Source organism: Variovorax sp. 05N34 (genome assembly GCF_056397405.1).
The window spans coordinates 341,031-365,522 of the sequence record NZ_JBFTNI010000003.1 but is presented as its reverse complement, the minus strand read 5'-3'; the positions used below and the strand labels follow the sequence as shown (position 1 = coordinate 365,522).

The window sequence follows — 24,492 nt, the reverse complement described above, 5'->3', positions numbered from 1 at the left end:
CCAAGCGCAATCATCCAGATCGGCGGAGATGGTCAAGAAGCAGCAAATTTCGGCCAGAAATCAGGAGGCGGTGGGGCTCGCTGTGAGCGAAGTGTGCAAGATAGCGCGCTCGCAACCCATCAACACGCCGAACATTCACTCCGCCCCATGACTCCCTTTTTTTCGCCGCCGCGCATCAGATCCCTCGACGGCATCCTTCCTGACGAGCCCCTATTGATGATGGGCGCCGGCCCCGTTCCCATTCCTCACCGGGTCGCCTATGCAAATTCCATCGTCATCAATCATCTGGGCGAGACGATGGGCGCGGTCATCGATCAAGTGAAAGCGATGGGGCGCTACGTGTTCCAGACCGAGTCGCCGCACGTTCTCGGCGTTGCCGGCCCCGGCTCGGCAGCAATGGAAATGGCGATCACGAACCTCGTGGCTCCCGGCTCCAAAGTCCTGAGTGTTGCGAACGGGTACTTCAGTCAACGAATGGCCGAAATGGCGCGGCGAGTCGGCGGAGACGTTGACGTTCTCGAGGTCTCGGGAGATCGCAGAGTGAGCCCTGACGCCGTTGAAGCCTGTCTGCAGAGCAAGTCCTACGATGTCCTCACCATTGTCCAGGGCGAGACTTCCAATACCGTCTGGAATGCAGAGCTCCAAGCCATCGCTGCCCTCGCCAAGGCTCATGGTTGCCTCGTGATCGTCGACGCGGTTTGCACTCTGAGCACGATGCGCTTGGACATGGATGCGTGGCAAATAGACGCGGTCATCACAGGCGGGCAGAAGGGGCTGTCGTCGATCCCTGGCGTCTCGCTGCTGGCGTTCTCACGGAGCGCCTGGCAAGCCATCGAAGGGCGCAAGAGTGTCTTGCCGCATTGGTGCCTGGACGCCAAGCTCGCGGACAAGTTCTGGAATCAGAATTCCTACCACTACACAGCGCCTGTATCCGGCATCCTCGCCCTGCATGAAGCGCTGCGCCTCGTGTGCGAAGAGACCCTGGAGGCGAGGTTCCATCGCCATCTGGTTTGCTCCGAGGCGCTGCAAGCGGGCATCGAGGCCATGGGGCTGACACTGCTGGTCGATAGGGCGTCGAGGTTGAATTCAGTCATCGGCATCAATGTCCCGGAAGCCGTTTCCGCTGACGGGGTTCGGGCGTACATGTCGAGCATCCACAAGGTGGAAATCGCCGGGTCTTTTGGGTTGAACATCTTGCGGATCGGCCAGATGGGCGAGCAGTGCCGCGAGCACAACCTGTTCAGGACCCTGCATGCACTGGGCCTCAGCATGGAGGCCAATGGCGCCAGCCTGAACGTTCCGGTCGGAATGGCGGCTCTCGAGCGGACACTCTCCGAGCGCGGACGGGCGAGCGCCGACTACTAAGTTGCCGGTGCGGCATGCAGAGGGCTGACTGCGCCCTCATGCATGCCTAACAAATCAGGCGTAGCCTCCCTTGGAATTGTGTGTCGGACCCAAGGAGACCCCGTGCGCGCCTTGCTCGTGGAAGACGATGAAATGATCGGTCGCAGCCTGATGCATGCGCTCGACAACGCCGGCTGGTCGGTCGACTGGGTGCGTGACGGCGCACTGGCGCACAGCGCCATGGCGGATGGTGGCTACACCTGCGTGCTGCTCGACCTCGGCCTGCCCAAGGAAGACGGCACTGAAGTCCTTCGACGCGCCCGCAAGCGCGGGGACGCAACGCCGGTGCTCGTGCTGACCGCCCGCGACGGGCTGGACGACCGGATCCAGACGCTCGACCTCGGCGCCGACGACTATCTCCTGAAGCCTTTCGAGCTGCGCGAGCTGCTGGCGCGGATGCGGGCCGTGGTGCGTCGCCGTGATGGCGCGGCCCATTCGGTGATCGGGACGGCGGCGCTCCAACTCGACCTCACCACCCGCGACGTCGTCGTCAATGGCGTGCGCGAGGTGCTGACCGCGCGCGAGTTCGCATTGCTGCACGCACTGCTGGAGCGGCCCGGCGCGATTTTGTCGCGCGAGCAGTTGGAGGAACGCATCTATGGCTGGGGCGATGAAGTCACCAGCAATGCGATCGACGTGCTGATCCATGGCATGCGGCGAAAGCTCGGCGCCGAGGCCATACGCAACGTGCGCGGGCTCGGCTGGCGAGTCGTCCCGGCGTGAAGCCAGTTTTTCGACTTCGCTCGCTGCGCGGACGGCTCCTGCTGTGGCTCGTGGCGCTGTATGTGGTGGCGATCGCTGCCACCGTCTGGTTCTCCTACGGTGCCTATGGTCGCCTGGTCAACAACTTCATGGACGACCAGATGCGGCTCCTGGCCGAGTCGCATGCAATCCACCACCGACCGCCGCCTTTGCAAGCGGTGAGCCGTGACGATGCCGTTCGGCGCGGCGCGTTCGTGGTCCAGGTCTGGAGTGCCGACGGCGCAACGCTGATTGCCACTTCGTCACCGGCGCTGGAGGTGCCGTTGCAATCGGAGCCCGGCTTCAGCGACCTCACCATGGGCAGAAAGGCCGAGGACGTGTGGCGCATCTACACCGCGGCGCCGGGGCAGATTGACGGCATGCCGCGCGTGCAGGTGGTGCAGAACGATGGCTTCCGTCGCAACCGCATCGTTCGCCGTGCCCTGCTCGAAAGCCTGCCGATCCTGTTGATGCTGCCGGTGACGCTGTTGATCTTGCTTTTCATCGTGTCGGCGGCTTCGCGCTCGCTGCGGGTCGTCGCGCGCGACGTGGCCGCCCAGGAAGAGGGCGATCTTCGCGAGGTGGCGATCGCTCGCGTGCCGGAAGAGATTGCGCCGCTGGTCGCCGCGTTCAACAGTTTGCTGCGGCGGTTGCGAAACACGCTTTCGACCCAGCGCCGCTTCATGCAGGATGCGGCGCATGAGCTGCGCACGCCGATGGCGGCGATCGGCTTGCAGATCGAGAACCTGCGCGCCCACGTGCCGGCCGGCGATGCCGCCGAGCGCTTCGCCCAGCTCGAAAGCGGCGTGAAGCGCGCGCAGCACCTCATCGAGCAGTTGTTGCGCCTGTCCCGGCAGGACACGCCGAGCACAACGGCCGCGGCGGCCAGCGGGCCGGTCGACGTGGCCGCGCTGTTGCGCGACAGTGTGGGGCAATTGATGGTGCTGGCGGACCAGCGCCAGATCGACGTGGGCTTCGAGGGCCGCATTGCGCCGATGGTCGCCGCGCCGGCGGCCGAGCTGCGCAGCGTCTTCGACAACCTCATCGACAACGCCGTACGTTATGCGCCGCAGGGCGGGGTGGTGGACGTGCGGCTGCACATGGTCGACGGCGATGCGGTGGTGGACGTGCTCGACAACGGTCCGGGCATTCCGCCCGATCAGCTGGATCGCGTTTTTGACCGGTTCTTCCGCGTTGCGGGAGGGCCGGTTGGCGGCAGCGGTCTTGGGCTTGCCATTGCGCGGTCGGCGGCGCTGCGCAATGGGCTGCGCATCGTGCTCGCGAACAGATCGGATGGCGCCGGGCTCATCGCGCGGGTGTATTTGTCAGGCTCATCCCGAGCTCTCATCGTGAGCTAATTTTTCGCTCACTCCGGGCTCAGAGGGGCTCCCTAGAGTGGTAGCAGGTCCTTCGCGGCGCCTTTCGCGCCGCGGCGCGCGGCCGATCAAACCCGAGGAGACTTTCATGCACGCTTCCGTCAAAGTTCTAGCCGTAGGTACCTTTGCAACTCTCGCCGCCTTGGCGTCGATGACTGCCAGTGCGCAGCAGACCACCCAAGGTTCGGATGGGTCGGACTATCGTCCAATGCAGTCCAACAGTACGGCCCCCAGGCCTGAAGTGAGCCAGGGCGCCATGGATGCGGCGCGTCCGACCGGAACTGAACCGGTCGGCCAGTCGACATCCGCTCCCATGGGGAACTCCCGCCTCACGCGCGAGGAGGTCTACAAGGGCGCGGTCGAAGCGTCTCACCCGATGCAGACCGAAGCGTTGGGTCAATCGACCGGCATGGCCGGCATTACGTCCGGCACGCCGCACTGATTGCCGAAGCCCGAAGCCCGAAGTCGCGAAAGTCGGGAATAGGGGCGAATAGCTTTTAGGGACTGAATTTTCTGGTGAACGTGCCGATATAGGGCTATAGGGCGTCACGCGACGTCCAAAGTCCTTGCCGCCAACGTGAGCCAGATGTCCAGAAGCACTCTCCGCGCCCTCCCGCCGGGCTCGAGCCTGTCGCGGGTGGCGGCGCTGATCGCGTTTTGCATGTTGCCCCAATTCCCGCCGCCCAGCGGGGCGCAGCCGCTGCGGGGGGAGGGCACCACCGCTACCACTCAGCTGAAGATCAGCCTCGTGGTCCGCCCCGTCTTCAAGGTCCTGGAGGTGACACCCGTGAACGACGGCTACATCTGTCGCGTGTGGACCAACACCCGGTCGATCGTCATCGGAGGCCGCGAATATCGCTTCACGAGTGTCGGAGAGACAACGCTGAAGGTCGACGGGCGCGAAAGCGACCTCGACAGGCAACTGAACCTCGACAGGCGCCAGGGCCTCGCGGCAAATCCCCGCGATCTCCACACCGTCTCCGTGACCTACTAGCCGTTCAATACCTGACAGTGACGGTAACGATGTCCTTGTAATCGTCGGGCCTGACGTTCACGCTGGTGCCCACAACGCGCCCATACACGGTCAGTGACTGCGTCGTCCCGTCGCCGGTGCGCTGGAGCGCATTGGTTCCCACTTGGTCGCCCCATGGAATGGCGCGGCTGGCATCACTGTAGAGCCGATACGCGACGGTGTCCGCATTGCCTGTGGTCGCCGGCGACATGACGCCGGCGCCGGTGGTGCTGTTGTTGGAAGGTGTCAGCGCCACTGTGTATGCAGTGGGCTTGGAGCACATCACGCCGATGGTGGTCGACTTGTCGACATTGGCAGCGCCCGGCAAGCCGTCCACTCTCCCGAAATCAAGCGGGTTCGCCGAAACCACGCAGCTCTTGATGACGGTGGCCTTGGCGGTAAACGGAAAGGTCCCTGTGCTGTTGCCGCCGCAGTTGCTCGGTGCGGCCACGGTGCTTTCGCTGACGGTCACTGCTGTGTGGATCCCGGTGAATTGACCTTGGTAGCTTCCTGGCGGGACCGTCGTCTGGGGTGTTGCCAGGCGCCCTTGCATGGATGCACTGCCGCTGCTCGAGGCGCCCTTGGCGAGATCCAGATTCAACACATAGGGATTGGGCGTGATCGTGTTGAACTCCGAGCCCAGCACGATGCTGAAGCCCGGCGGCTGGTAGATCTGGAACTGCAGCGCGTTGCCGGAGGTGTCCTTCATGACGCGCGGGTTGAAATTGCCGGAGCCTTCGATGCCATCGCCCACGTCGAAGCAGACCCGCGCGAAAGTCCGCGCGTTGTTGCCATTGGTGCAGGCGTAGGTCAGCATGGCCGTGGTCGTCAGGCCAGTGCCGCTGACGAGGTCCACGCTGCCGAAGTCGACGTTTGTCATCGACGCCGTGCACGTGACGGCGGCCTGTGTGTTTTCCGCTGGCAGGCCCCAAAGCACCCCACACAGCAGCGGCAGCAAGAGGCCCTGCCGGAGGCGGGTCGACAAATTCATGAGTGAGTCTCCTTGACGCAGCGCAGCGGTCCGATCTGCGGGATGCCGTCGCCTTCCTTGCGGTAGTCGAAGCTCGCGCGACAGTAGCCGCCGGGCGTCTGAACCTCGAGCTTGTTTTGTGCGTCCAGGGTGTCGAGGTAGGCCGCGCCATCAAAGCCGACTATCGCAGTGCCCTTCTGTCCATTGACGCGGACCAGGCTGCCCACAGGCAGCGGTTTGCCGGCTTCGTCGACGAGCGTCAGGGCGGCTGCGCGCACGGGCGTGATGCCGAAGCGCACCAATGTGCCTGCCCGGTCGCTGGGGGTCGCGAGCGTCTTGACGCGCTCGATGCGCACGTCGGCCGGCAGCTGCATCGGATCGATCGCGAGCTGGTTGTTCTGGTAGGCGTTCAGTGGCGACACCAGAAGCATGCCTTTGCTGTCGGTGGTGCCGATCGGGCGGTTCTCGAGCCTCACGGGAACGCCCGCCACGCCGTCGGTCGAGACCACTGCGAAGGCATCGTCGATGCGCTGAGCAGCGAAGGTCTGGCCGCCCATGAAGACGATCGACCCGGAGTTGCCCGCGTACGCATAACTGCTGTTGCCAAGCACACTCACACCGGCGACAGCCCGGCCATAGCGGCCCAGGTAGTCGATCTCGCCTCGGCCGCCCGTCTGGCCGTCACCCTGGCTCGCACCGGCACGCCAGCCGAAGCCGCCGTCACTGGGCGTGGAGCTCTGCGCATCGGCGGTGTAGATGTTGCGGTCGCGTTCGCGCTGAACGCCGGCGCTGGCGGTGACGTTGCCATCGAGCGCCCATGTGAAGCCGACGAATAGGCTGCGGTCGCTCCGTATGCTCAGGTTCTGGTTGAGGCTCACATTCAGCGACGCGCTGCGTCCGAGCGATTTGTACCAATAGGCATTGGCATAGCGCGTGGCCTCCTGCAGGGGGTATTGCTGATAAAGGTAGCTGACGCCGAAGCTGCCGAAATTGTCCGTGTTGTAGCCGATGGTTGCGCGACCCACGCCGCGTGGCGTCGGACTTCCGTAGAGCGACGCGACGTCGCGGTACTCGCCGCGCGTGACGGTCTCGTCGAAGCCGAAGTTGAAGCGGTCGTTGCGCCAGCTGTATCCCAGGTTGAGCAGCGAACCCTTGCGTCCCTGGTTGCTGCTGGCGCCAGCAGCGCTCGACAGCACGCCGGCCTGCCCCAGCAGCCAGGACCCGCCGACACCGCCCGCCACCAGCCCGCGAGCAGCTTCGGCGTGGGTTTCGATGGTGAAATCGTTGCTGACGCCGTACCGCCATACGCCCGTGGTGGCGGGGTCATTGCCATAGTCGAACGAGCTGAGCCCGTAGTTCTTTCGCACCGCGCCGAGGTCTACCGACCAGTCGGACAAGCCTTCCTGGAGCAACCGCTGCGTGTCGTAGAGCGAGAAGTTGATCGTTGTTGCCCGGCCGAGGGCATCCGTGAGCACCACCTGCGCGTTGCCGGCGCCGCTGATGCCGGGCGCTGTATTGAGTTGGAAGGGACCTGCGGGCACCTGGCTCGTGGACTGGCGCAATCCGTTGATGAACAGGTCGACCTGCGACGGCAGCACGGCCGAACCCATGAAGGCCGGCAGCGGCGCAGTGATCCGATAGGGTTGCAGCGAAAAATTGCGCGCCAACTGAATGCCGCCGATGCGTGTGGACCGTGACCAGGGCAGAGCGGCCGTGACCGTGTCGCCCAGGCGCAGTGTCAGCATGTCGTCCTGGAAGGAGGTGCTGACGGTGGTGTCCAGTCGAACCGATTGGCGATCCCAACGCTCGCCCGCCAGCCGGGTCGCCTGCGAAAGCATCGTGTTGCTGAGCACATACGCTCCGGCAAAGGCGCGCAGTTCGGCGAATCCATTCAGGCTGGCCGTACCGCCCCGTCCTTGCGTGCCAAAGAGGTCATAGTTCAGCAGCAACCCCGGCGAAGCGCTGGCCTTCTGCGTCTTGACGTCCGCAGGGTTGATCACGGTGGTCGGCAGGCGAAGCATTTCCGCGCCACCTGCGATGGCCACGCTTTGGCCCGCCGGGTCGTAGTCAATCTGCAGGCCGCGCAGGCTCTTCAGGCGCACCGGGCCGGCGAGGTCTGGAGGCAGTTGAAAGCCAAGCTCGCGCAGCGTGGTTGCGCCGGCCCACAGCTCTGCACCCCGTAGGCCGAAGTGGATGAGACCCTGCGGATTGCCGTTGAGGCTGAGGTCCAGATAAAGATCGGTGCCACTCGGACCGGCGAGATCGCTGTCAGCCGCGGTGGCGAGGCCCGGCGGGGGCGCGAGCGTGGCCGCGGCTGCAGGCTCCCCTGCCTGCGCGGCACATGCCAGCAGGCTACAGAGGAGCAACAGACTTTCAGCGCGCGCGTTCGATGGCCGGGAGACTTTGCTGCGCCGTGTTGCCATTGACCATCGTTTCCATGGAGCCACCGGCAGCAAAGGTGGCGACCGGCGGCGTCAACGGCCAGCGCATTTTTGCGCCAGGCAATACGTAACCGAGCAGACCTCCATGGACGGCTGTTCGGCGTCCGGACGCATCGACGAAATTGAGTTCAGCCAGTTGCGCGTGTGTGCCCCCGGCATTGGCCACTTCGAGGACCGCCTGATCGCCCTGGCGGCTCAGTGACCACGTCAATTGCGGCGGGCTGGGTGCGGGACCAGCCGGTTCGATGAAGATCGGCAGCGAGTAGCGCAGCACGAACTGCAGGCCCTTCCTGGCCTCCTGGTTCTCGACCGGCAACTCGTCGATGACCACGCGGTATGCGTCCTCGACGGCACCGGCTCCGCTGGGCGGTGCGCCTGTCCGGATAACGCGAATCAGTTGCCGGTCTGTCGCCGCCAGTTGCAATATCGGGGGGCTCACCAGAAGGTTGCGCGACGGCGTGAGTTTGTCCTCGCCGTTTTCCTGGGTCCAGTGATAGACGCGTACCTGCGCATGCACCACGTTGTCGCCCGTGTTGCTGAGCCAGAGGCCATCCGCGTTCTGGGAGGCGCGGAGGGTCAACGTGACAGGCGAGACCTGCAGGCCGCTTGCCGCGGCAATTCCGCAGGCAAGGCCGAGCAGGACGGGGACAACGTGTCGCAAGCGCATGGTGTCGCAGTTCAGTCTCAGTAGTTGACTTGGACGGTGACGGTGTCGGCGTAGCTGTCCGGTGTCACGTTGGTAGCCGCGCCTGCAATCGTTGCATAAACCGTATGCGATACCGCCGCGCCGGTGCCGGTCGCGCCCACGCCGTTTCCTTTCGCGGCACTGGTAGCGGTATTGCCCCAGATGGTTCCGGTCGCACCCGCGGTGGAACGCAGCTGATAGGGAACGGTATCCGTATTGCCGGTCACCGGTGCGACGTTCTGGGCTTTCATGACGCCTGCGCCCGAGGTGTTGGTGTTCGAGGGAAGCAATCCGACGGTGTAGGGCGTGCTCTTCGAGCAGGTCACGCTGAAGGTGTTGGTGGCGGCCAAGCCTGCCGTTGTCGGGTCCTGGGAGCCGAAATTGAGATTGGACGCTGCGCCCGCTGTGACCGAGCAGGCCTTGGTGACCGTGAGCAAGACCTGGAACGTGGCCGTCGCCGGACCTGTTGCCGCAAGGGCGGCGCTCGTGAAGGCGGCCGCGACGAGAGTCAGGGCGGCAAAGGGAAGCAGCTTTTTCATCGTTAGTTCCAAGAAGTTTGAATTTGGTTTTTGCGAAGGGGACGGAAGAAATGTAGGTGCACTCCTACGGAGACTGTTGGACATATTCCTCAGAAAAGTCTCATTGAGTACTTTTTGGGGCCTTAGCGTGTTGTAAGTCTTTGCAACTACTGGGTCGATCTTTTCCCGGGCGCTTCCGTCCGTGAATTTCTCCACGTTGGCCGCTCACTTGCAGCTCTTGTAAAGTTCCCTGTTCGCCGAAAGGCGTCTTCTTCTCTTTGATAGTTACCGCGTCATGACCATCTCCAAGACCAAACTTCCATTCCAGGCCGAAGTCGCCCAGCTGCTTTACCTCGTCACCCATTCGCTTTACTCCAACAAGGAAATCTTCCTACGGGAGCTGATTTCGAATGCGTCCGATGCCTGCGACAAGCTGCGCTTCGAGGCCATCGACCAACCCGCGCTGTATGAAGATCAGCCCAATCTGGACGTGCGCGTTTCCTTCGACAAGGACGCCAAGACGCTCACCATCGCCGACAACGGGATTGGCCTGAGCCAGCAGGAAGCGATCGACAACCTCGGCACCATCGCGAAGAGCGGGACCAAGGAGTTCATGAGCAAGCTCTCCGGCGACCAGAAGGCCGATGCACAGCTCATTGGGCAATTCGGCGTGGGCTTCTATTCGGGCTTCATCGTGGCCGACAAGATCACCGTCGAATCGCGCCGCGCCGGCCTGCCGGCCGAAGAGGGCGTGCGCTGGGTCAGCTGCGGCGCCGGCGATTTCGAGGTCGACACGATCACCCGGCCCCAACGCGGCACCAGCGTCACGCTGCATCTGCGCGATGACGCCGACGAGTACCTCAATGCGTGGAAGCTCAAGTCGATCATTGGGAAATATTCCGACCACATCTCCTTGCCGATCCTCATGGAAAAAGAGGAGTGGAAAGAGGGCGAGGAGAACAAGGGCGGCCAGATGGTCAAGACCGGCGAATGGGAGACGGTCAACCAGGCGAACGCACTCTGGAGCCGCCCCAAGAAGGACATCACCGAAGAACAGTACGTGGAGTTCTACAAGAACATCAGCCACGACTTCGAGGCGCCTTTGGCCTGGAGCCACAACCGCGTCGAAGGCAACACCGAGTACACGCAACTCCTGTACATCCCCGCCAAGGCGCCGATGGATCTCTGGAATCGCGACAAGGGCGCCGGCGTCAAGCTCTATGTGAAGCGCGTCTTCATCATGGACGACGCCGAGGCCTTGCTGCCGAGCTACCTGCGCTTCGTGAAGGGCGTGATCGACTCCGCCGACCTGCCGCTCAACGTGAGCCGTGAGCTGCTGCAAGAAAGCCGTGACGTGAAGGCGATCCGCGAAGGCAGCACCAAGCGCGTGCTGGGCATGCTGGAAGACCTTGCCAAGAAGCAGAAGACCGCCGGTGACAGCAACGAGGGCAAGATCGACGTGGGCTCGGGCGAATCAGTACCTTCGCCCGAGCCGACCGAAGGTGTGACGGACGCCGTCGACAAGAACGCCACGCCCGCCGCCGAGGCCGCTGCGAACTACGCGGACGATTCGGGCAAGTACGCCAAGTTCTATGCGGAATTCGGCGCGGTGCTCAAGGAAGGCTTGGGCGAAGATTTTGCCAACCGCGAGCGCATTGCCAAGCTGCTGCGCTTCGCTTCGAGCACGAGCGACACCGTCAGCGTGAGCTTTGCCGACTACAAGTCGCGCATGAAGGAAGGCCAGGACGCGATCTACTACATCACCGCCGATACGCTGGCCGCCGCCAAGAACAGTCCACAGCTGGAAATCTTCAAGAAGAAGGGCATCGAGGTTCTGCTGATGACCGATCGCGTGGACGAATGGGCGCTCAACTACCTCACCGAGTTCGACGGCACGCCGCTGCAAAGCGTGGCGAAGGGCGCGGTCGACCTGGGCAAGCTCCAGGACGAGGCGGAGAAGAAAGCCGCCGAGGAAGCCGCCGAGTCGTTCAAGCCCATGCTCGAGCGTCTGAAGGAGGCGCTGAAGGACAAGGCCGAGGATGTCCGCGTGACGACGCGTCTGGTCGATTCGCCGGCTTGCCTGGTAGTGCAGGACGGCGGCATGAGCACCCAGCTCGCGCGCATGCTCAAGCAGGCGGGCCAGCCTGCGCCCGAAGTGAAGCCGGTGCTGGAAGTGAACGCCGAGCATCCGCTGGTCAAGAAGCTGGAAGGCTCCGATCACTTCGATGATCTGGCGAACATCCTGTTCGACCAGGCGCTGTTGGCTGAGGGCGGTCTGCCTGCAGATCCGGCGGCCTACGTGCGGCGCGTGAACGCCTTGCTCGCGTAGGCGGATGCGCTGAGCGCTTTGCGCGCGAGCGACGCGCGCGGCGCTCAAGTCAGTTGGGCTTGACTTGGAAGCCCTCGGGCACTTCGTTGGGCGGCGCTTGGTGGCAGTGGTACATGTCCATGTACACCATGCGCTTTGCCGGGCCGCATGAAAGCTCGTATCCGTCGATGACGTGATAGTCCGACTCGCCGGACTTGAGGGGCGCGCCACTCATGTTGCGCTCCAGCAATCCCGACGCCTCTTCGCGGGTGAAATCGCTCGGAAGGTCGCTTCTCGTGCCGAAGTTGCCGACTCGCCGGTAGGCGAGCGCGGAACCATCAGGACATTGAAGGCGCTCCAGGTATGCGCGCTCGCCGAATGGTCCGCAGACTTCTATCGCAGTTGCCTTGCTTTCGCCCGGGCCCGGAGAGCGCGATGTCGGAGCGCCAATTGGCGAAGAAGACGGCGGAGAAGGCGCCGAAGAAGGCGCCGAAGAAGGCGCGGCGCAGCCCAGCAACGCAGTGGCCGTTGCGGCGGCAACGATTGAATTTCGAATGCTCATATTCTCCCTGAGACGCCAATTGAGTTGTATGCGGCGTAGTGATGCAGTTTATCGACGTGGTGAGTAAGGCATGCGCAATTGCGTCGCAACCAGAATCCTCGTTACTTCTTTCTTCTAAAGAAAAGTGCATGTTCTTGAAAGGCACGGAAAGAGCTGTGCCTAGAATTCAAGAATTCGAGCGCACAGGGAGAAGAAAATAACTCGTCGTATTGCGATTGGCCGCCGCATGGCTGGCGGGAAGCTTTCTTCGAAGCTTCAATCAATGATCGGACACGGTCCGCGAACTGCACACTTTGCGGCTCCTGCCGGATTCATCAATTCTGACAATTCAAAAAAATCAATAAAGAGATTGGCCGCGCATGGGCTTCTTTGCCTGTTCAGCCTGACGCTCGGCGCCTGCGCATCGCCGACCAACACATCCCCAATGAAGCCAGAGGAAACCAACATGCCGAGTCGAGCTACTACAGAGACAGCGCCCCCCGATGCGCCTGAAGTGCTGCGCCGGCTGTTGGCGTTGATCGACACCTTGCATCAGCCGCAGGATTTGACTGTCGAGCGGGTGGAGCAATTTAGCGGAGTTGCCATGACGCCGTTTTCTGACAAACCCAGCGATGATGCGTACCAGATATTCCAGCGGGTGACCGAGATGTGGTTCTATCTCTACATTTGGGACTTGGAAAGGGCCACTCACTCTCCGGATCTCGGCTTGCTCTTCGTAGAGGCCGAAAAATATAGCGGCAAAAATCCACCGATGACGGGTATTTGCCAACTCGATCTCGCACAGTTTCACGACGCATTGCTCAAGATGGACTACCGGCATGTCGGCAACACCCGCCAACGAAGTGCCGGCAAGCAATACCAACGGGGATTGGTCAAAATAGACGTCGGCATCGTGGGCGAGAGCGGCGAAAGTATCGAGAAGATTTCGCACCGATGCGTCAATAGAGTCTTCATCAACTTTCTTGGGGAATACATGGACTTGGGGGCCATGTAGTGAGTTCCATCAGTCCCGAGCTTGAGCGGGTGATCCGCGAGGTTGGCGACCCAACATCAGCCGCTTATCTGAACCTGCGCGCTGTCATCGAGGAATCGCCTGTATTGATGCGGCAGATGAACGATGCAGTCGCAGGAGGCCATCTGAAGCATTTGGCGACGATGCTCGCGAGTGAGAACGCTGGGGCCAACTACAGCCCTCATTCACAGACGATCAATCTCAAGCAGAGCAACGTCCTGGATCCCAAGGGAGGCAATGTGCTCACCTTCATTTTGGGGCATGAGATCCGTCATGGCATCAATCGTGAGCACACCAGGAAAGGACTTGAGGGATTCGACGAGAACGTTCGGCGCGTGTTGGAGAGCGGGAAGGCGGTCCACGACTACAGCCCGGCGTTGGACCAGATGCTGGCGATCAACCGCAGCGACGAAGCCAGCGCACATATTGCTGGTTGGAATGCCTTGGTCAGCCGGATGAAGCACGGCAATCCAGAAGCCCAGCTGTCCGACCTTGGAAAACTGGCGAGGGAAGTCGGCTACGTCAACGACTTCATCGAAACCAAGGAAATCGCCGGACGCGTGCAATTCGTAGCGAAAGACGGCTTCACCCTCAACGCCGATCTTTCCATCACGCCGGATTCTCGCAACGTCGAAGCCGCCGGAAAGCACTACTTCGACAAAGCGCCGCAGAGCACACAGCTGGGCCACCATGGCAACTCCGACTACGCCAACTACTACGGCGCTTCTTTGGTGAGTTCCGTTTGCCAATATGAAATGCTCAATCCAACGCTGGCCGGCAAGCTGCAGTTGGACATGCGCGGACTCGGGCTGCAAGAGTTGTTGCTTGAGCAAAACGGCATTTCCCTGCCCAGGCCGGCTGCACGCTGCCCTTATCACGACGTGCATGCTCCAGGGACCGTCGCGCATTTCGACCATACCGCCGACAGCCACAGCCATGTGCCGATCAATGGCCTACCGACGCCGAGCAAACTGTCGACCGTGCCGGATCGAGACACTCCGGTCGTGCAACTCGACCATCCCGGGCACCCCGACCACACGATGTTCGAGCAGGCGCGAGCCGGTGTGCATCGACTCGATGCGGAGGTAGGCCGCACGCCCGATCAGCGCAGCGATCAACTCGCTGCGGCGCTCGTGGTTGCGGCCAAGGCGAATGGAATGAGCCACATCGACCACGCGGTGTTGAGCACCGATGCATCAAAGGTTTTCGCGGTCGAAGGCGCGCTGGATTCGGCGCTCAAGCGCATCGCCGCGGTGCCGACAGTAGAAGCGCTCAATACGTCCGTCGCGCAAAGCACACAAAGCTGGGAGCAGGCGATCGAACGCGTGCAGCAACAGGCCCAGGAGCGCGTACTTGAACGGCAGCACACCGCCGTCCAGCGCCACGGCCCGGTGATGAGTCTCTAGGAGAACTCGCTGCCCGGCGTCAGCGGCGCGTGCCGATACGTCGCCGGCGTGCGGCTGAGCTTGACGGGAGACGCGATGCCGCGATAGCCGCCTTCGAGTTCGACCACCATGCCGCGATGCTCCGTATGCGGATGCATGAGCGCCGCATCCACCGGCAGCACCGGCGCCGCGGGCACCCCTGCAGCCATCAGCGTGTCCACCAGCGTGCGGCCGTCGAAATCCGCCAGCGCCGCTTCGAGCTGCTGCTTGAGCCCTTCGCGATGCACCGAGCGCTGCCCAGCGGTTTTGTACAACGAGTCTTCGGCGAGCCCGGGCTGTCCGATGCAGGCGCAGAAGCTGGCGAACTGCCGGTCGTTGCCGACCGCCACGAAGATCGGGTCGGTCTTGGTCGCCAATGCGTCGTAGGGGTAGATGTTCGGATGCGCGTTGCCGGTGCGTCGTGGTGCCGTGCCATCCATGAACCAGTTGGCCGCATGCGGATGCAGCAGCGACAACCCGCTGTCATAGAGCGCCGCTTCGACGAACTGTCCACGTCCACTGCGTTGGCGTTCATTCAGCGCTAGCAGTACGCCGATGACAGCATTGAGCCCGGTCACCATGTCGACGACCGGCAAGCCGACGCGCAGCGGACCGCCACCTGCTTCCCCGTTGACGCTCATGATGCCGGTCATCGCTTGCACGGCCGCGTCATAGCCGGGCAGGGCGCCCAGCGGCCCGTCCGAGCCGAAGCCCGAGACGCGGCACCACACGAGACGCGGAAAGCGCTGCGACAGGGTGTCGTAGCCGATCCCCCAGCGCTCCATCGTGCCGGTCTTGAAGTTCTCGATCAGCACGTCGGCTTCGGCAACCAGCGCGAGCAGCGCCTCGCGTCCCTCAGGCGTGCCCAGGTCGAGATGCTGGATGCGCTTGTTGCGATTGAGCCCGTGATAGTACGAAGCCACGCCGTCCTTGAAGGGCGGGCCCCAGGTGCGGGTGTCATCGCCTTGGGGCGGTTCGACCTTGAGCACGTCGGCGCCGTGGTCGCCCAGGATCTGCCCGCAGTAAGGACCGCCGAGGATGCGCGAGATGTCGAGCACGCGGATGCCCGCAAGGGCGCCCGTTGTACCAGTAGTGCCGGTAGTGCCGGTGGTGGTCATGGCGTCTTCAATCCAGTTGCGCGCCGGATTGCTTGACGACGCCGGACCACTTGGCCATCTGCGCGCCGATGAACTTGCCCAGTTGCTCTGGCGTGTTCGAGGGTGCCGGTTCCAGCCCTTGCGAAGCGAACAACTGCTTGACCTTGGGGGTGGCGAGCACTTCGACGAACGCCTTGTTGAGCTTGGCGATGCGGTCGGGCGGCGTTCCGGCCGGCGCGACGATGCCGAAGAACACGCTGACGTCGAAGCCCGGCACGCCTTGCTCGGCCACCGTCGGAACATTGGTGAGTGCCTGCGAACGGGCGGCCGTGGTGACGCCGAGCGCGCGCAGCTTGCCGGCCTTGACGTACGGCAGCGCGGTGAGCACGTCGGTGAAGCTCATGCTCACCTGACCGCCGAGCAGATCGTTCAGCGCCGGGCCGGTGCCTTTGTACGGGATGTGCTGCAGATCCACGCCGGCCATCGCGTTGAACATCACGCCCGCCAGGTGCGACGAAGCGCCATTGCCGGAGGACGCATAGCTCAACTTGCCCGGATTGGTCTTGGCGTAGGCCACGAGCTCCTTCACGTTCTTCGCCGGCACGGACGGGTTCACGACCAGGATGTTCGGCAGGTCGCCGACCTGGATCACTGGCGCGAAACTCTTCACCGGGTCGTAATTGATCTTGCGGTAGAGGCTCGAATTGATGGCGAGCGGCCCGGACGTCCCGAACAGCAGTGTCTGGCCATCGGGTGCGGCACGCGCCACGAACTCGGCGCCGATGTTGCCGCCCGCGCCGGCTCGGTTCTCCACGATCATGGGCTGGCCCAGGCGGTCTTTCATTTCGGCGGCGAGCGTGCGCGCCATGGCATCCGTCGGTCCCCCGGGCGGGAACGGTATGACGAGCGTGATCGGCTTGTCGGGAAAGGTGTCGGCGTGAGCGGCGGGCAGCAGGGGCAATGCCGCCGCGGCGGCCATCAGGAAAGTCGCAAGAATTCGCATGTGTGTGTCTCCGGTTGGGTCGGTGTTGTCTGTTTGAAGTCGATTGAGTGCTGGCGCTCAGGCGGCCGCGAGTGCCGGCATCGCGCTGCTGCCCGCCCAATTGGCAGGGACTGCATCGGGTGTCAGCGGATCGCGCGGAAGCACGCGATGCAGCAGCACCAGTTGCGCCCATTGCACGCGCTGCGCCGAGCCCGTCCTGGCGCCTTCCCACGCCATCGCGATGGCGCTGCACGTGTGATAAAGCGCCGATGCGGCCTGGCGCGCGATCACGTCGCCGCCTTCCTGTGTTGCGGTGGTGGCGAGCGCGGCAGCGCGCGAGAGTGCGTCCCGCAAGGCCGATGCGAAAGCAGGTGAGAAAGCAATTGAAGCAGAAGCCGAAGAAGCCGGCGTCGCTGCTTCGTCCAGCAGTACCGAGAAGTGCTTGTGCAGCGCGCTCAGCGAATCTTCCCGCTTGATCGCGCGAAGCACGTCGAGCGCGACGATGTTGCTGGTGCCTTCCCAGATCGAACCCAGATGTGCGTCGCGCACCAGGCGAGGATCGGTCCATTCCTCGATGTAGCCGCAGCCGCCGCGCACTTCCATGGCGTCGCCCGTCACTTTGCGTGCGTCGCGGCAGGCGCGGAACTTGATGAGCGGCGTGAGGATGCGCAGCAGCGGATAGGCAGCCGGGTCGCCCTGGTCCGAACGGGCCAGCGCGAGCGCGGTCTGGAACACCATCGTGCGCGCCTGTTCGGCCGGCAGGCGCAGCTTCAGCAATTGGCGCTGCATCAGGGGCATGTCGGCGAGCCGCTTGCCGAAGGCGCGGCGTTCGCTCGCGATGTATTCGGCTTCCGCAACCGCGCGGCGCATCAGCCCGGCCGCGCGCACGCCGTTCGACAGGCGCGAGTTGTTGACCATGTCGGCCATCTGCACGAAGCCGCGTCCCTGTTCGCCGACGAGATACGCCACGGCGCCTTCGAGACGGATCTCTCCGCTCGCCATCGACCGCGTGCCCAGTTTGTCCTTGAGCCGAATGATCCGGTAGTGGTTGGCGCTGCCGTCGTCGAGTTGGCGCGGCAGCAGGAACAGCGACACGCCCTTCATGCCGGCAAGTCCGCCGTCGACGCGCGCCAGCACCATCGCGAAATCAGCGTCGGGGTTGGAGCAGAACCACTTGTCACCGCTGAGGTGCCATTGACCGGCCTCGTCCTGCCACGCGCGGGTGACGGTGGCGGCAATGTCGGAGCCGGCCGCCTGCTCGGTCATGAACATGGCGCCCTGCGCCAGCGTGTCGAAATCCAGCGAAGTGAGGCGGCCGATGAAGCGCTCGACCAGTTCGGGGCTGCCGAACTTCTTCAGTGTGCGCGTCAGCGAATCGGTCATTGAAACCGGGCAGCACAGGCCGAACTCGGCCTGCACGAAGAGGTAGGTCAGCACGTACTTGACCAGCGGCGGCATCTTGCCCTTCCAGCCCAGCGTTTCTTCGCGGTGAGACATCGCAGCCAGACCGAATTCGCTGAGCGCAAGGCGCTCCATCTCGACGTAGGCCGGATGCTTGATCACCTTCTGGTCGTCGATTCCGGTGCGGGTGCGCAGCTTGAGCGTCGGCGGATTGCGGTCCGCGGTCTGCGCCAGCTCGTCGAGCGGGCCACCGGCCAAGGCGCCGAGGCGCTCGAAATGCGGCTGCATGTGTTCCAGTAGATCCGGCGGCAGGTACAGCGCGAGTAGCTTGTGCAGCTCGGTATCGGTGGTGAAAAGGTTCTGCCCGTGGCGGTCAGGCACGGGGTGCGCGGCTTCTGTGCTGGACATGTCTTGTCTCCTTTGGGCCGCATTTTTTGAGCCTGCACGATTCTTGTCCAATATCAAATACCACTTGTTTGATCCGATTCACCTATCGTGCGAGACTGCCGCATGGAACTTCGACATCTGCGCTACTTCGTCGTGCTCGCCGAGGAACTGCATTTTGGGCGGGCTGCGCGGCGGCTCGCGATTTCGCAGCCGCCCCTGAGCGTTGCCATCCGGCAGCTGGAGGAATCCGTCGGCGCGCGCCTCTTCGAGCGCAACAGCAAGGAAGTGCACCTCACCCCCGCCGGCGAGGCGTTGCAGGCATCGGCGCGCGCATTGCTGCGCCAGGCCGAAGAGGCCGCGCTCGAAGCGCGCGACGTGTCGCAAGGTTCGGCCGGCCGGCTGCGCATCGGCTTCGTCGGCGCAATGCTCTATCGCGGGCTGCCGCAGGCCTTGCGCAAGTTCCAGGCAAAGCATCCCGCGGTCCGGGTGACATTGGCCGAACTCAACTCAGGCGAGCAGATCGCCGAACTGCTGCATGACAGGCTCGACTTCGGCTTCGTGCACACGAGCCGGATGCCGGCCGAACTGCGGCACGCGCTGCTGGTGTCCGAATCCTTCGTGGCGTGCGTGCCGGTCGGCCATAGGTTGGCGCGGCGGCGCACGGTCCCGATGGCGAGCCTGCGCGACGAACCCTTCGTGCTGTTTTCTCGCAGCGCGTCGCCTGACTATCACGAGCGGATCCTGGCGATTTGCGCCGATGCGGGATTCCGGCCCGAGGTAAGGCACGAGGTGCGTCACTGGCTTTCGGTGGTCTCGCTGGTTTCTCAGGGAATGGGTGTCGCGCTCGTGCCCAGTGCGCTGCATCACGCGGCGCTCCGAGGCGCGGCATTCCGGCCGCTAGACGAAGAGGTGGCGCGCTCGGAGGCCTTCTGCGTCTGGAGGGACGGACCTCCGAATGCGGTGGTGCAGGGCTTCCTGCGCGCCTTGCAGGCCGACCGGCCGGCCGCGGACTGAGCCTTCAGGCGTACAGCGGCTCTTCCGCCATCGCTTCGCACTGATCCTGCAGCATCTGGATCTGCCCCTTCCAGTAGTCGCTCGATCCGAACCACGGAAAGTTGATCGGAAAGATTGGATCTTCCCAGCGGCGCGCGAGCCATGCGCTGTAGTGAATGAGCCGCAGCGTGCGCAGCGGTTCGATGAGCGCGAGTTCGCGGCGATCGAAACTGCGGAACTGCTCGTAGCCGTCGAGCAGCCCACTCAACTGGCCGGTGCGCTGGGCACGATCACCGGAAAGCAGCATCCACAGGTCTTGCACCGCGAAGCCGGTGCGCGCGTCGTCGAGGTCGACGAAGTGCGGGCCGCCCTCGGGCCGATCGGTGGGCGTCCAAAGAATGTTGCCCGGGTGCACGTCCCCGTGCAGCCGCAGCTTCTTCAGCGCGGATTCGCCCGGTCCATCGGCGCCGCCTTGTCCGGCCGGGCGGAGCGCCGTGGCGGCGATCATTTCGAAAGCCTCGTTGCAGGCGGTTTCCCATTCGCGCTGCACATCGAGCGGCACCATGTGATTGCCGATCAGCCAGTCTCGCGATGCGATGCCGAAGGTTTGCAAGTCCAATGTGGGGCGCGATTCGAAGGGCTTCCGCGCGCCGACGGAATGAATGCGCGCGAGGAAGCGGCCCACCCATTCCAGCACTTCGAAATCGTCAAGCTCCGGCGACCGCCCGCCGCGGTAGGGGCTCACGCTGAAAGCGAAGCCGCCATGGCGGTGCAAGGTCTGCCCGTTGACCGCGATGGGGGGCACCGCGGGCACTTCGGCCGCCGCGAGTTCGAGCGAGAAGCCGTGCTCTTCAAGAATGTCGGCCTCGCTCCAGCGGCCCGGCCGGTAGAACTTGACCACCACGGCGCTGCGATCTTCCAGATACACCTGATAGACGCGGTTCTCGTAGGAGTTGAGCGCGGTGAGCCGGCCATCTCCGTGCAGGCCGAGCGTTGCCAGCGCGTCGAGCACCACATCGGGCGTGAGGTTCTCGTAAGGGTGGGCGGAGGCTTTCGCCGCAGACTGGGTCATGCGGCGATTGTCGCTATGTGGCGGCTTCGCTTCTCGCCAGCGAAAGAATGTGCCCGACGCGCGGATCGCTTTTGGCCGCGAGGACTTCCGCATAGGCGGCCTGCACTTCGGCGATGCCTGCATGGTGCTCGGTCCGCAGCCATGGCGCCTTTGGGTCGGTTACCCGTCCGATGAAGGCATGCCACGCTTGCTTCATCCGCTGGCCGAAGGCCTCTGCGCCCCATTCGGTGGTGCGCTTCTTGATCTGGGCCGGCGCAAAGAAGAAGGTGGCGCGCGGGCCCGGAAGGTCCTTTCCGCTGCCTGGTGTGGCCCGCTGATCGACGTGGGTACTGCCAATCGAGGCGCTGTGCTTGAGCTGACCGAAACGCGTGTGGATCGCCTGGCGCAGCGCGCCGTTGCCCGCGAAGTCGACGTAGACACAGGGCTTGTCCGCGGCGATCTGGTCGAGTTCTTCGTAGGCCAGCACGCGCTCATAGCAGCCCAGGCTTTCGCAGAAGGCCTTGTTGGCGGCGGACGTCAGCCCGATCACCTCCAGGCCTTCGCGTTGCGCCAACTGGAAGGCGGTGCCATAGGCTGTTTTGCTCGATGCGCTCGACAGTAGCACCGCGCCGGGCCGCGCGCCGAAGAAGTCGTTGTCGTCGAGAAAGTCGTCGATCAGCCAGGAGGTGATGAAGAGGGGGCGCAGCAGTGCCTGCACGTCCTCGGTGTCCACCGAATAGAGCGGATCTGACTTGCAGCGGAAGTACTGGTTGTAGACCGCCGGCAGCGCCGCGCGATGCGATGCTCCATCGGTGAAGCGCTCCGGCGAGAGACGCTCCGGCGTCAGCACGGCGGCGGAAGACATCGGAAAGTAGCCGTACAGCCGTTCACCCACGGCAACGCCCGGGTGCAACGAATGCACGACGGTCGCGAACCCCCACACCGGAATGCTGCCCCAGGCTTCCTCGCCCGTCGGATAGAACTGCCAGTAGCTCATCGCATCGCCGAAAGCGGCATAGGTGATGTTGTTGGACGTGAGGGCAAAGCTGTCGATGCGCACGCGAACCTGGCCGTTGGCAAGCCGGGTGTCTTCCGCGGTACGCACGCGTGTGGAAGCGAGATCGTCCTTTCGGACCAGGAATTCGGTCGTGCTCATGAGTCGGCCTCTCTATGCTTTGTGCGGGCGGAGACCTTAGCGCAGACCTGCTTCGGTTGCATGAAAAAGGCCCGCCCTGTCGTCGCTTAGGCGACGCCCGGACGGGCCTCGAGGGGCGCCTTGATCAGGCGATCGACAGCTCGACTTCGACGTTGCCGCGCGTGGCATTCGAATACGGGCACACCTGGTGCGCGGTCTCGACCAGCAGCTTCTTCTGTGCGTCGTCCAGGCCAGGCAAGGTAATCGCCAGCTTGACTGCGATGCCGTAGGCCGCGCCGCCGTCGATCGGGCCCAGGGAAACGCTGGCGTCGATCGCCACGTCGTCCGGCACCTTGACGTTGATCTTCGGTGCGACCGCGCGCATTGCGCCGATGAAGCAGGCCGAATAGCCGACGGCGAAGAGCTGCTCGGGATTGGTGCCGGGCTTGCCCGAACCGGGTGAGCTGAGCTTCACGTCCAGCGCGCCGTCGCTGGTCTTGCCGGAGCCGTCGCGGCCGCCAATGGTGTGTGCCTGAGCGGTGTAGAGGACCTTGTCGAGCTTCTTGACCATGGTGATTCCTTAGGGTTGGTGGTTGGGGGAATTGAGAGAAGTAGGGAAAAAACTACGCGGCCTTGATGCGGTCGCGCAACTTCTGCATCTGCTGCGTGAGCGAGACCAGTTCATCGATCGAGCAACTCGATGCAGCCAGAAGACAAGCCGGCACGCTGGCAGCGCGCGCCTTGAGCTTGCGGCCAGACGCGGTGAGGCTGATGCGAACGCGGCGCTCGTCTTCGGCGTCGCGGATGCGCGCGACCAGTCCGTTGGCCTCGAGCCGCTTCAGGAGGGGCGTCAGCGTGCCGGAGTCGAGCGAGAGCTTGTCGCCGAGTTCCGACACCATGAGCCGATCACGCTCCCAGAGTGCAAGCATGACGAGATATTGAGGGTAGGTGAGCCCGAGCTTTTCAAGGAGCGGCTTGTAAAGCTTGGTCATGGCGAGCGACGCGGAATACACCGCAAAGCAGAGCTGGTTGTCCAAACGCAGCATCTCATCGGCGGAGGGTGCGGAAGGTGCTGGAGTGCGCATGGGCTGAAGTATAGCCAGCAATTAAATTGTGTGCAATTTAAATTGTTGCCGGACGTTCCGGCGCTATCGTTACGAATGAATGAGTCAGCGACCGGAGAAGCGCGCCGGCCGGCGTTCGATGAAGGAACGCACGCCTTCGGCCGCGTCCTCGCTGTTCGAGAGCGTCTTCTGCACGGGAATGAAATCCTCCACAGCGGCGAGGGGGCCTTGCTCGACGGCCTTGATGACATTGAGCCGCGTCGCGACCACCGCCAGCGGCGCCTGTGCCGCAATGCGCTGGGCGATGCGCAGGGCTTCGTCCAGCTCCTGTCCGGCAGGGACCACCCGCTGGACGAAGTTGAGGCGCAGGGCCTCGGCGCTGTCGAACTCGTCGGCCGTCAGCAGATGCAGCATCGCGTTGCCCACGCCTGCGCGCTCGGCCATCCGCAGCGTGGCGCCGCCTGTGGCCATGATGCCGCGCTGCACTTCCATCTGCGAGAAGCGGCAGTTGTCCGCCGCGACCACGATATCGGCACCCAGCATCAACTCGATGCCCACCGTGAAGCAGATGCCCTTGACTGCCACCACCATCGGCTTGGTGCGGCGCCGATAGCCGGGCAAACCGAAATCGTGGGGTTCGACAAGGCCGGGCGGCACGGCCTTCTCGCCGCGCTTCATGAATTCGGTCACCGCCGGAAGGTCGAGCCCCGCCGTGAAGTGATCACCAAAGGCATGCAGCACACCGACGCGCAGCGAGGGGTCGTCATCGAGCCGCGTGTATGCCTCGGCCAGTTGGCGAAACATCGCCGGCGTCCATCCATTGCGCTTGGCCGGCCGGTTGATGCCGATCAGCAGCACATGGTCCAGCACCTGCGTGTCAATGCACCCTTCGGGCGGCGGCGTAGTGGGCGTGGCGGTCATTCAGCTTGTCTCCAGGTTGTTAAAAAAACGGTGCAGCGCACTACCAGAAATACCGCGGAACCGGCTCAGCCGGGCCGCTGGTATTGCCCCCTGAAAGGGGGTGCAGAGCCACACGAAGTGGGCGAGGCTGGGGGTCAGTACTTGTACACGCCGCAGCCCGTCTTGCGGCCGAGTTGGCCCGCCGCGACCATTTCCTTCAGCAGCGGGCAGGGACGGTACTTGGAGTCGCCGAACTGTTCGAGGTACACCTCCATCACGGCCAGGCAGACGTCCAGCCCGATCATGTCCGCCAGCGCCAGAGGGCCGATCGGCTGGTTGCAGCCGAGCTTCATGCCTGCGTCGATGTCCTCCGCCGTCGCGAGACCTTCGGCCAGCACGAAGAATGCCTCGTTGATCATCGGCACGAGGATGCGGTTGACCACAAAGCCCGGCGCATTCTTGACGGTGATGGGCGACTTGCCGAGCCGCTCCGCCAGCGCCTTCACCGCGTCGTGCGTTGCATCGCTGGTCAGATAGCCGCGGATGATCTCCACCAGCGCCATCATCGGCACCGGGTTGAAGAAGTGCATGCCGATGAAGCGATCCGCGCGCGACGTGGCGGCGGCCAGTTGCGTGATCGAGATCGAGGACGTGTTCGACGCGACGATCACTTCGGGCGCCACCAGCGCATCGACCTGCTTGAGGATCTTCAGCTTGAGCGCGTGGTTCTCGGTGGCGGCTTCGATTACGAGCTGCGCGGCCTTGAGGTCTTCGTAGTCGGTCGATCCCTTGATCAGCGCGAGCGCCGCATCCTTCTGCGCGACGCTGAGCTTGTCCTTCTTGATCAGGCGATCGAGGCTGCCCGCCACAGTGGCAATGCCCTTGTCCACTGCGGCCTGAGCGACGTCGATCATCACCACGTTGACGCCCGCGACCGCGCAAGCCTGCGCGATACCGTTGCCCATCGTTCCTGCACCGATGATGCCGACTGTCTGGATGGTCATGAGAGTCATGAGAAATGCTCCTTCA

The 24,492-nt window shown here is 63.7% G+C and carries 23 protein-coding genes; 9 read left to right on the top strand and 14 right to left on the bottom strand.

Annotated features, from left to right (window positions below; all coding sequences use genetic code 11):
• Nucleotides 1-147: 147 nt before the first annotated feature.
• From AC1DMA_RS10735 to AC1DMA_RS10715, 5 genes are all read left to right on the top strand, one after another.
• The gene (locus AC1DMA_RS10735) at nt 148-1,365 is read left to right on the top strand and encodes a pyridoxal-phosphate-dependent aminotransferase family protein (RefSeq protein ID WP_478144163.1); all 1,218 of its coding nucleotides are present in this window, start codon (nt 148-150) and stop codon (nt 1,363-1,365) included.
• Between the two features lie 102 nt (nt 1,366-1,467).
• Entirely contained in the window at nt 1,468-2,127 is a 660-nt protein-coding gene (locus tag AC1DMA_RS10730) for a response regulator (RefSeq protein WP_478125048.1), read from the top strand.
• The gene (locus tag AC1DMA_RS10725; RefSeq protein WP_478125047.1) at nt 2,124-3,503 is read left to right on the top strand and encodes an ATP-binding protein; all 1,380 of its coding nucleotides are present in this window, start codon (nt 2,124-2,126) and stop codon (nt 3,501-3,503) included. The genes AC1DMA_RS10730 and AC1DMA_RS10725 overlap by 4 nt, the downstream gene beginning before the upstream one ends.
• Nucleotides 3,504-3,609: 106 nt before the next feature.
• On the top strand, nt 3,610-3,963 hold the full coding sequence (locus AC1DMA_RS10720) for a hypothetical protein (protein WP_478125046.1): 354 nt from the start codon (nt 3,610-3,612) through the stop codon (nt 3,961-3,963).
• A 144-nt stretch (nt 3,964-4,107) separates the two neighbouring features.
• A complete protein-coding gene (locus tag AC1DMA_RS10715; protein ID WP_478125045.1) occupies nt 4,108-4,515 on the top strand; it encodes a hypothetical protein in 408 nt (135 codons plus the stop codon).
• Between the two features lie 4 nt (nt 4,516-4,519).
• Here AC1DMA_RS10715 and AC1DMA_RS10710 read toward each other — a convergent pair whose 3' ends face one another.
• From AC1DMA_RS10710 to AC1DMA_RS10695, 4 genes are read right to left on the bottom strand one after another with little or no spacing between them, the layout of a single operon-like run.
• Nucleotides 4,520-5,524: a Csu type fimbrial protein gene (locus AC1DMA_RS10710; protein ID WP_478125044.1), complete on the bottom strand. Its 1,005-nt coding sequence runs from the start codon at nt 5,522-5,524 to the stop codon at nt 4,520-4,522.
• Nucleotides 5,521-7,869, bottom strand: a complete 2,349-nt coding sequence (locus AC1DMA_RS10705; RefSeq protein WP_478144162.1) for a fimbria/pilus outer membrane usher protein — start codon at nt 7,867-7,869, stop codon at nt 5,521-5,523. The genes AC1DMA_RS10710 and AC1DMA_RS10705 overlap by 4 nt, the downstream gene beginning before the upstream one ends.
• Nucleotides 7,870-7,876: 7 nt before the next feature.
• Nucleotides 7,877-8,611 carry a fimbrial biogenesis chaperone gene (locus tag AC1DMA_RS10700; protein ID WP_478125042.1) on the bottom strand — a complete coding sequence of 245 codons (735 nt, stop codon included), beginning with the start codon at nt 8,609-8,611 and terminating at the stop codon, nt 7,877-7,879.
• A 17-nt stretch (nt 8,612-8,628) separates the two neighbouring features.
• Nucleotides 8,629-9,168, bottom strand: a complete 540-nt coding sequence (locus tag AC1DMA_RS10695; RefSeq protein WP_478125041.1) for a Csu type fimbrial protein — start codon at nt 9,166-9,168, stop codon at nt 8,629-8,631.
• Between the two features lie 274 nt (nt 9,169-9,442).
• Here AC1DMA_RS10695 and htpG point away from each other — a divergent pair, with 274 nt between their 5' ends.
• Nucleotides 9,443-11,476: a molecular chaperone HtpG gene (gene htpG, locus AC1DMA_RS10690; RefSeq protein WP_478144161.1), complete on the top strand. Its 2,034-nt coding sequence runs from the start codon at nt 9,443-9,445 to the stop codon at nt 11,474-11,476.
• A gap of 49 nt (nt 11,477-11,525) precedes the next feature.
• Here htpG and AC1DMA_RS10685 read toward each other — a convergent pair whose 3' ends face one another.
• Complete coding sequence (locus AC1DMA_RS10685) at nt 11,526-11,690, bottom strand: hypothetical protein (RefSeq protein WP_478125039.1); 165 nt, start codon at nt 11,688-11,690, stop codon at nt 11,526-11,528.
• 589 nt (nt 11,691-12,279) lie between these two features.
• Here AC1DMA_RS10685 and AC1DMA_RS10680 point away from each other — a divergent pair.
• Together AC1DMA_RS10680 and AC1DMA_RS10675 are read left to right on the top strand one after the other, a co-directional pair.
• A complete protein-coding gene (locus tag AC1DMA_RS10680) occupies nt 12,280-13,011 on the top strand; it encodes a hypothetical protein (protein WP_478125038.1) in 732 nt (243 codons plus the stop codon).
• Entirely contained in the window at nt 13,011-14,435 is a 1,425-nt protein-coding gene (locus AC1DMA_RS10675) for an XVIPCD domain-containing protein (protein WP_478125037.1), read from the top strand. The genes AC1DMA_RS10680 and AC1DMA_RS10675 overlap by 1 nt, the downstream gene beginning before the upstream one ends.
• Here the strand turns inward: AC1DMA_RS10675 and AC1DMA_RS10670 are convergent.
• Genes AC1DMA_RS10670 through AC1DMA_RS10660 form a run of 3 tightly spaced genes read right to left on the bottom strand, consistent with a single transcriptional unit; the run spans nt 14,432 to nt 18,341 of the window.
• On the bottom strand, nt 14,432-15,571 hold the full coding sequence (locus AC1DMA_RS10670) for a CaiB/BaiF CoA transferase family protein (RefSeq protein ID WP_478144160.1): 1,140 nt from the start codon (nt 15,569-15,571) through the stop codon (nt 14,432-14,434). The two genes, AC1DMA_RS10675 and AC1DMA_RS10670, sit on opposite strands and share 4 nt — an antisense overlap.
• 7 nt (nt 15,572-15,578) lie before the next feature.
• Nucleotides 15,579-16,553, bottom strand: a complete 975-nt coding sequence (locus AC1DMA_RS10665) for a Bug family tripartite tricarboxylate transporter substrate binding protein (RefSeq protein ID WP_478144159.1) — start codon at nt 16,551-16,553, stop codon at nt 15,579-15,581.
• Nucleotides 16,554-16,610: 57 nt separating this feature from the next.
• On the bottom strand, nt 16,611-18,341 hold the full coding sequence (locus AC1DMA_RS10660) for an acyl-CoA dehydrogenase family protein (protein WP_478144158.1): 1,731 nt from the start codon (nt 18,339-18,341) through the stop codon (nt 16,611-16,613).
• Between the two features lie 102 nt (nt 18,342-18,443).
• Here AC1DMA_RS10660 and AC1DMA_RS10655 point away from each other — a divergent pair, with 102 nt between their 5' ends.
• Nucleotides 18,444-19,334, top strand: coding sequence for a LysR family transcriptional regulator (locus tag AC1DMA_RS10655; RefSeq protein ID WP_478125033.1), 891 nt, complete (start codon nt 18,444-18,446; stop codon nt 19,332-19,334).
• Between the two features lie 4 nt (nt 19,335-19,338).
• On the opposite strand, the gene AC1DMA_RS10650 is transcribed toward AC1DMA_RS10655, so the two are convergent.
• The 6 genes from AC1DMA_RS10650 to AC1DMA_RS10625 all read right to left on the bottom strand — a co-directional run bounded on the left by AC1DMA_RS10650 (nt 19,339) and on the right by AC1DMA_RS10625 (nt 24,467).
• Entirely contained in the window at nt 19,339-20,385 is a 1,047-nt protein-coding gene (locus AC1DMA_RS10650) for a serine/threonine protein kinase (protein ID WP_478125032.1), read from the bottom strand.
• A gap of 13 nt (nt 20,386-20,398) precedes the next feature.
• Nucleotides 20,399-21,520, bottom strand: coding sequence for a DUF2855 family protein (locus tag AC1DMA_RS10645; RefSeq protein ID WP_478144157.1), 1,122 nt, complete (start codon nt 21,518-21,520; stop codon nt 20,399-20,401).
• Between the two features lie 124 nt (nt 21,521-21,644).
• Nucleotides 21,645-22,070, bottom strand: a complete 426-nt coding sequence (locus AC1DMA_RS10640; protein WP_478144156.1) for an organic hydroperoxide resistance protein — start codon at nt 22,068-22,070, stop codon at nt 21,645-21,647.
• 52 nt (nt 22,071-22,122) lie between these two features.
• Complete coding sequence (locus AC1DMA_RS10635) at nt 22,123-22,584, bottom strand: MarR family winged helix-turn-helix transcriptional regulator (protein WP_478144155.1); 462 nt, start codon at nt 22,582-22,584, stop codon at nt 22,123-22,125.
• 84 nt (nt 22,585-22,668) lie between these two features.
• A complete protein-coding gene (locus AC1DMA_RS10630) occupies nt 22,669-23,484 on the bottom strand; it encodes a crotonase/enoyl-CoA hydratase family protein (protein WP_478144154.1) in 816 nt (271 codons plus the stop codon).
• 134 nt (nt 23,485-23,618) lie between these two features.
• Nucleotides 23,619-24,467 carry a 3-hydroxybutyryl-CoA dehydrogenase gene (locus AC1DMA_RS10625; RefSeq protein WP_478144303.1) on the bottom strand — a complete coding sequence of 283 codons (849 nt, stop codon included), beginning with the start codon at nt 24,465-24,467 and terminating at the stop codon, nt 23,619-23,621.
• Nucleotides 24,468-24,492: the final 25 nt, after the last annotated feature.